This window comes from Bradyrhizobium sp. 31Argb, assembly GCF_043638955.1.
Taxonomy (GTDB): domain Bacteria; phylum Pseudomonadota; class Alphaproteobacteria; order Rhizobiales; family Xanthobacteraceae; genus Bradyrhizobium.
Genome location: NZ_JBEGDB010000354.1, coordinates 1 through 6,997 on the forward strand (window position 1 = coordinate 1; position 6,997 = coordinate 6,997).

Consider the following 6,997-nt stretch of genomic DNA (forward strand, 5'->3'; position numbering starts at 1 on the left):
TTGAGATTTCGACAACCTCATTCTGGCACAACTGATGCCGTAGGGGGCCGTCCACCCCATCAACCACAGGCCTTTGTTGTTATGGCTGACTGTGGCCCGAGCTCCGCCTATGCCCCAGCAGCGGTGGTTATGGGTCCCGGATCGGCGTTCGCTTGCGCTCACTTGTCCGGGACGACGGAGGTTTTCTCCTTCCCGCTGGCGGAACGCCGCAGTCGTCGCTACATTACCCCTGCGAAGCTGCGTTGCGCGTCAGGAGCTATATATCCCCGGGGCCTTATCGATCCTTTAGGGAACTGTCCCTGGCCGGGTCCGTGGACCCGGACATATGGTGCCCACCTACTTTCGTAGGGAACTCCGGGATCGAACGCTTCAACGGCCTCTGCGGCTTCGCGCTCTGTTTTTTACTGTTGATGCCGGCCGTCGTGTCGCGGCGGTTAGGTTGTGTATTGATGTCATCACTCCGCGAAGGCGGGGTATCCAGTACGCTGCGGCCTCGCCGTCAAAGTACCAACGTCTCTGGAATACTGGATCATCCGCCTGCGCGGATGATGACAGCGCAACAGGGGTAATCGCATGCGCGCCATCTCTCCGAAGGCTGAGCTCCGCAGCGCTGCGCTCACCCGACGTGATGCGCTGAGCGAAGAGGAGCGGACTGCGGCCGCTGCGAAGATGGCCAAGCGCGGCCTGCCGTTTGAGATCGCCCCGGGCACGGTCGTCTCCGGCTATTCACCGATCCGCAGCGAGATCGATCCGATGCCGCTGATGCTTGCGCTTGCCGCGCAGGGCGCGCAGCTTGCGCTGCCGGCGGTCACTGCGCGCGGCCACTCCCTGCTATTCCGCACCTGGGCCAAAGGCGACCGGCTGACGCTTGGCGCGCTCGGCATCCCCGAGCCGTCGCCGGCCGCGGCCGAGCTGGTCCCCGACATCATGCTGGTGCCGCTCGCCGCCTTCGACCGGATCGGCCACCGGATCGGCTATGGCGCCGGCTATTACGACTTCACCTTCACCCATCTGCGCAAGGCCAAGCACGTGATCGGCATCGGGCTTGCCTTCGCAGTGCAGGAAATCAAGGCGGTTCCGGCTTTGTCGCACGACGTCGCGCTTGATTATGTGCTAACGGAGCGCAAGACGTTCGATTTCCGGGAGTAGCCTGATTTGCGTATTCTCTTCGTCGGTGATGTGGTCGGCAAGACCGGCCGCACCGCCATCTCAGAACATCTTCCCCGCATGATCCGTGACTGGTCGCTCGATCTCGTCATCGTCAATGGCGAGAATGCCGCCGGCGGCTTCGGCATCACCGAGGCGATCTACCAGGACTTCCTGGATGCCGGGGCCGACGCCATCACGCTCGGCAACCATGCGTGGAATCAGAAGGAAGCGCTGGTGTTCATCGAGCGCGCCCCGCGCCTGATCCGCCCGTTGAATTTTCCGCGCCACGCGCCGGGCCGCGGCGCCACGCTGGTCGACACAAAGAACGGCAAGCGTGCGCTCGTCATCAACGCGATCGGCCGCATCTTCATGGAGCCCTCCAACGATCCCTTCGCCGCGGTCGAGCGCGAACTCGAGGCCTGTCCGCTGCGGCAGGCGGCGGATGTGATCGTGGTGGATTTCCACGGCGAGGCCACCTCCGAGAAGCAGGGCATGGGCTTCTTCTGCGATGGCCGCGTCAGCCTCGTGGTCGGTACCCACACCCATGTGCCCACCGCCGATCACCAGGTGCTGCCCGGCGGCACCGCCTATATGACCGACGCCGGCATGACCGGCGATTACGATTCCATCATCGGCATGCAGAAGGAAGAGCCGCTGCAGCGCTTCCAGACCGGCATCCCCTCCGGCCGCTTTGAGCCGGCCGCCGGCGAAGCGACGCTGAGCGGGGTTGCGGTCGAGACCGACGACGCCACCGGCCTTGCGCTCCGCGTTGCGCCGGTACGCGCCGGTGGTCGGCTCGAGCCGGCCGTGCCGGGGTTTTGGGTGAGCTAATTCGGAACCGCGCGTCGACTGCGAACGGGTCGCGCTGACGTGCGCGATACCGCCTCTTCGACCTGATTTCGTTTGTACGATCTCACCCGAAATGTTGCATCCGAATTGATGGCTCGGCTTTTCACGCATACGGCGTGACATTGCCTCACGGTCGGGAGGGGTCCGTCGCATTGCGCGGAGCGATCCCGGCCAGGGAGGCGACTATGAAGTTCGATTGGATGTCGGACAGCATCCGGCTGCATGATCAGCCGCTCCATTATCCCTGGGATGATGGAGATGGCAGCAGCTATGGTACCAAGTTCTCGCCGGCTCGTTTGCATCATCTCGCGACCGATGGCCATGGCGACGCCGGCGGCTCCTCGTTCGGCTCGCCCTCTCATGCGTCCGTCACGTCTCTCGATTCGACTGGAGATGGAGGCGGCAGCCTTCATGGCAACGCGGATGTCCACCAGCCCAACAAGGCGCAGGCCGATCAGCTCGGCGGCAATGGCGGCGGCGACAACGCGGCGGGCGGCGGCATTCCCGCACACCAATCCAATTCCGGCAAAAGCGACATCGGGACAATCGATACGGGGGCGAACGAGGCCGGCAACGGCGGAGACGGATTTTTTTATGGCGGCATCATTCATGCCTCCCTGGTGATCTATCAGCCGATCAACATCGCGGTATCCGTGGGATATGGTTCAATCGCCATCGCTGAGCAGACCAACGATGTGAATATCAACCAGTCCGCCCTGCAGATGGCGGGCATCGGAGGACATGGCGGCGACGGCAACATTGCCGCCGGCGGAAACGTCGACCTCTCTTCCTCCGGCTCCGGCGGGATCACGACAGGCGACAATCACGCCGGTAACGGCGGCGACGGTCATTTCCTTGGAACGCTGCTGGACGCGCCCGTTGTCATCTACCATCCCGTCAACTTCGCGTTTGCGGCTCCCGGTGGCAGCGCGCACGCCAGCCAGTCGAACACGGTGGAGATCGATCAGTCCGCCCTGCAGATCGCGGGGATCGGCGGGCAGGGCGGAAACGGCAATGCCGCCAGCGGCGGCGATGTATCCGTGCACAGTCAATCCAGCGGCGGTGGAAGCGGCGCGAACCAGATCGACACCGGCGGCAATCAGGCCGGCAACGGCGGCGACGGGCAATTTCATGGTGACCTCGTCCACAAGTCCGTCGCCGTCTATGATCCCGTCAACATCTCGGTCGCGGGATATAATTCCACCAGCCAGGTGTACCAGCTCAACGACGTGCATCTGGATCAGTCCTCGTTCCAGATGGCCGGTGTCGGGGGCGACGGCGGCAGTGGCAATGTCGCGGCGGGCGGCAGCGCCGGGATCATCTCTGCACTCCTCGGCGGCGGCTCGGATGCGATCGCAACCGGACACAACAGCGCGGGCAATGGAGGCAGCGGCCACTTCTCCGGCAGTCTCATCGACGTCAGCGTCGCGATCTATGCTCCGATCAACATCGCCATCGCCGGGCCGCATTCGACAGCCGAGGCGGACCAGATCAACAATGTCCATATCGATCAGAGCACGGTTCAGATCGCTGGAATCGGCGGGAACGGCGGTCACGACAATCTTGCGCTGGGCGGCGATGTCGCGATGCATCTGTTGTCCGATCTTCATTTGATCGGATAGGGCGCCGAATTTCGACAGGGCATGTAATCCTTTCGGGCGTAGTCTGCTGAACCGAATGACATCCCATTTGGCATCTATCGCGCGCACGTCGACGGGAGACAAACTCGCATCGCGCATCCGCTTCCAGGACAGGGAGGAATGTCGCGCGAGGTAAACTCACCACGGAGGCTCAAATGTCGAAAGGCAAGGGATTTTTCAAGGTGTCCGATTCGATCGATTTCAAGTCGATCGACACGGGCGGTCAGAGCGTCGGAAACGGCGGCGACGGCTATTTCAAGGGAAGCATCAGCAATTCACCATCGATCAAGTTCGATCCATCGAACAAGGCTGAAGGCTCTGACGTGCACGTCAAGACCGGCGATTACGTCAGTCAAAAGGCATCCTGGGATGCCGACGCCGGCGACGCGAAGGCGTCGAAGTACTCGAAGGCTTATGGCGGAGACGCTAAGTCGAACGGCGATCAGAGCTCGTCCAGCGGGTACGACACCTCCAAGGTGTATGCCAACACGACGGCGCATCAGTCGAACTACCTGAAGGCGGACATGCATCAGGAAGTCGCCGCGGGCATCGGCGGCGATGGCGGGAGTGACAACCTCGGCATGGGCGGCGACGTTGACGTCCATATTGGTTAGTACGTTCTGATCAGCGGCCTCATTGAGGCGGCTGAGGCCGGCGGTCCGTGCCGCCGGCCTCAGATCTCCCGCAAAACGATCCGCGCAAAAGGTCAAGCCTTGAAGCTCTGGCGGTGACGATCATGCTGGTGCCGCTGCTTCGGTTAAGTCTGCTGCAGACGCCCTGGACGCCGTTGCAGGCGGCGCTGCGGACCTGCGCAGGCTCGCTCGGGATCGTGTTCGCCTATAGCTGCAGTTACAATCTGCTGCTGTTCGCTCCCTCGATCTATCTGCTCCAGATCTACGACCGCGTGCTCCCGAGCCGGAGCAATGAAACGCTCCTGTTGCTCACTTTGATCGTTGCGCTCACGGTCGTGGTGGGCGGGGTGCTTGACGCGCTACGTCGCTCCGTATTGGGGCGCTTGGGTGCCTGGCTGGAAGAGCGGCTTCGTCCCACCGTGCTCTCCGCCTGCCTCGACCATGCTTTCCGCAACGATTCAGCGCGCGCTTCGGATGCCTATCGCGATCTCACGGCCGTGCGTCAGTTCGTTGAATCCGGCGCGTCCCTGACGCTGCTCGATGCGCTCTGGATCCCGCCGTTCCTCGCCGTGCTGTTTTTCGTGCATCCCCTGCTTGGAGGCATTGGCGCCTGCAGCGTGTTGTTTCTGTTCGGCCTCACGGTTGTCGGCGATCTCCTCACCGAAAACGCGCTGGCGAAATCCGCGATTGCCCTGTCCAGAAGCTACGGCCGCCTTGCGACGGTGGTCGGCAGCGTTCACCTGATCCGCAGCATGGGAATGCTCGACGACGTGGCACGCCGCGTCTACCTGGATGCGCGCCATGCGCAAAGCGAGTACGACCTGGCACAGCGGCGGAACGAGATCATCATGCTGATCGCCAAGCCGACGCGTTCGCTGGCGCAGGTCCTCATCATGGGCGCCGCCGCGTGGCTCGTCCTCGACCACGGCAAGAGCGCGGCGATCATCTTTGTCACGATGCTGATGTTCAGCCGCGCGCTGGCGCCGGTCGAAGGCGCCGTTGCAAGCTGGAAGGCGCTGAAGAGAGCGCTGGATGCCTATCAGCGGCTGACCAATGTCCTTGCCGCCGTTCCACCTACGACAGAAAACACGGACTGTCCGCCGGAACAGCCGAGGGGCGATCTTATCATCGACAATATCGGCGCGAAGGTTTCGGAAGGCGCGTGGTTTCCCATCAAGACCGTCTCGTTCCGTCTCGCGCGCGGAGAGTGCCTCGGCATCATCGGTCCGTCCGGCTCCGGCAAGTCCACGCTCGCAGGCATCATTGCCGGAATCCTGTTGCCGGGGCAGGGGCGCGTCCTCCTCGGTGAGACCGACATCTCGGTCCTGCGCGGAGGGCGGCAGGGCCGTTACCTCGGCTATCTGCCTCAGGATATCGATCTCGTCGGAGAAACGATCAAGGATATCATCGCGCGGCTGGACGACGCCGATCTGCCAAAGGTCATGCATGCCGCCAAGCTCGCCGGGATCCATGAGAGCATCCTGCGGCTGCCGCTGGGATACGACACGGTTGTCACCAATGGTGGGAGCGTATTCTCGCGCGGATTTCGCCAGCGCCTGGGGCTCGCGCGGGCATTTTTCGGAGAGCCACGGCTGGTCGTGCTGGATGAGCCGAATGCCAGCCTGGACTACACCGGCGAGCGCGTGCTGTTGGATGCCATCGAACAACTGAAGATCGCCAGCGTCACGGTGGTCATCGTCACGCACCGGATGGGCATCCTCGCGGCGACGGACAAGATCGCTATCATGCAGGACGGCGCCGTCACGGCGTTCGGTGAGAGCGACGACATCTTCGAGCGGCATTTGAGCCGGCCGCAAGTGGCTTCTCAAGTAGCTTCGCAGGAGACGGCTGTCCCGTGATCGCAAATCTACGAGCCCTCGTGCGGTTACCACCCGCCATCCTGCCGAAGCGCGAGACCGGGGTGGTGATCACAGCGATTGACGAATTCGAGCGGCGGCAGTTTCCGTGGTGCGCGGAGCCGACGCAGGCCTCGCCGCGCTACAGGCTCGGCCGCGTCACCCTGGCAGGCAATCTATTGGTCGTCGGCTTTGTGCTGGGTCTGGGAATCTGGTCGGCCTTTGCTCCGCTTGAAAGCGCGGCGATCGCGTCCGGCGTGGTCGAATCGGAATCGAGCCGGAAGACGATCCAGCACCTCGAGGGCGGCATCATCAGGAAAATTTTGGTTGCCGACGGCGATGCCGTGAGTGCGGGACAGACGCTGATCGCGCTTGAGGACACCAGGGCTCGCGCCGAGGTGCAAAGCCTGCAGGGGCAGTTGTGGGATGCGGCCGCGCGTGAGGCAAGGCTTCTGGCCGAGCAGCAGGGGCAGGAGCTGATCTCGTTTCCGGTCTGGCTCGACAGGATCCGAAGCACGAGCGGTTCGGTCGATTCCGTCCTGACCGCACAGCAAAACATCTTTGAAACACGCCGGCAGGTGTTCCAGTCCCAGGCGACCATCCTCAGGGAAAAACGGCTTCAGGTCGCAAAGGAGATCGAGGGGCTCAAGGCGCAGGAGGACGCGGTGGCGCAGCGCGCCGCGATCGTGCGCGAAGAGCTCGACATGGTGACTATCCTGGTCAACAAGGGACTCGAGCGCCGTCCGCGCCTGTTGAACCTTGAGCGGGAGCTGGCCGATATCGAGGGACGGCGGGCGCATTGCCTCACCAAGGATGTTACCGGAGAACTGACCGTCAGGATTGGGGCGGCGATACCGAATCGGATCGGTGT

The 6,997-nt window shown here is 63.1% G+C and carries 6 protein-coding genes and 1 other RNA gene; all 7 read left to right on the plus strand.

All coding sequences use genetic code 11. From position 1 onward, the window contains the following. Positions 1-231: 231 nt before the first annotated feature. Positions 232-392: non-coding RNA, 6S RNA (ssrS, locus tag AAFX91_RS37170), on the plus strand. A gap of 181 nt (positions 393-573) precedes the next feature. After that, positions 574-1,149 (plus strand): 5-formyltetrahydrofolate cyclo-ligase, encoded by a 576-nt coding sequence (locus AAFX91_RS37175; RefSeq protein WP_130579362.1) that lies wholly within the window; start codon positions 574-576, stop codon positions 1,147-1,149. A 6-nt stretch (positions 1,150-1,155) separates the two neighbouring features. Continuing rightward, on the plus strand, positions 1,156-1,980 hold the full coding sequence (locus tag AAFX91_RS37180) for a TIGR00282 family metallophosphoesterase (protein WP_394569822.1): 825 nt from the start codon (positions 1,156-1,158) through the stop codon (positions 1,978-1,980). A gap of 203 nt (positions 1,981-2,183) precedes the next feature. Further along, positions 2,184-3,620, plus strand: a complete 1,437-nt coding sequence (locus AAFX91_RS37185; RefSeq protein ID WP_130579358.1) for a hypothetical protein — start codon at positions 2,184-2,186, stop codon at positions 3,618-3,620. A 173-nt stretch (positions 3,621-3,793) separates the two neighbouring features. After that, complete coding sequence (locus AAFX91_RS37190) at positions 3,794-4,252, plus strand: hypothetical protein (protein ID WP_130579356.1); 459 nt, start codon at positions 3,794-3,796, stop codon at positions 4,250-4,252. Between the two features lie 122 nt (positions 4,253-4,374). Next, positions 4,375-6,129 (plus strand): type I secretion system permease/ATPase, encoded by a 1,755-nt coding sequence (locus AAFX91_RS37195; RefSeq protein ID WP_130579354.1) that lies wholly within the window; start codon positions 4,375-4,377, stop codon positions 6,127-6,129. Positions 6,130-6,149: 20 nt separating this feature from the next. Next, the coding region (locus AAFX91_RS37200) for a biotin/lipoyl-binding protein (RefSeq protein WP_394569823.1) at positions 6,150-6,997 on the plus strand (848 nt) is incomplete at its 3' end.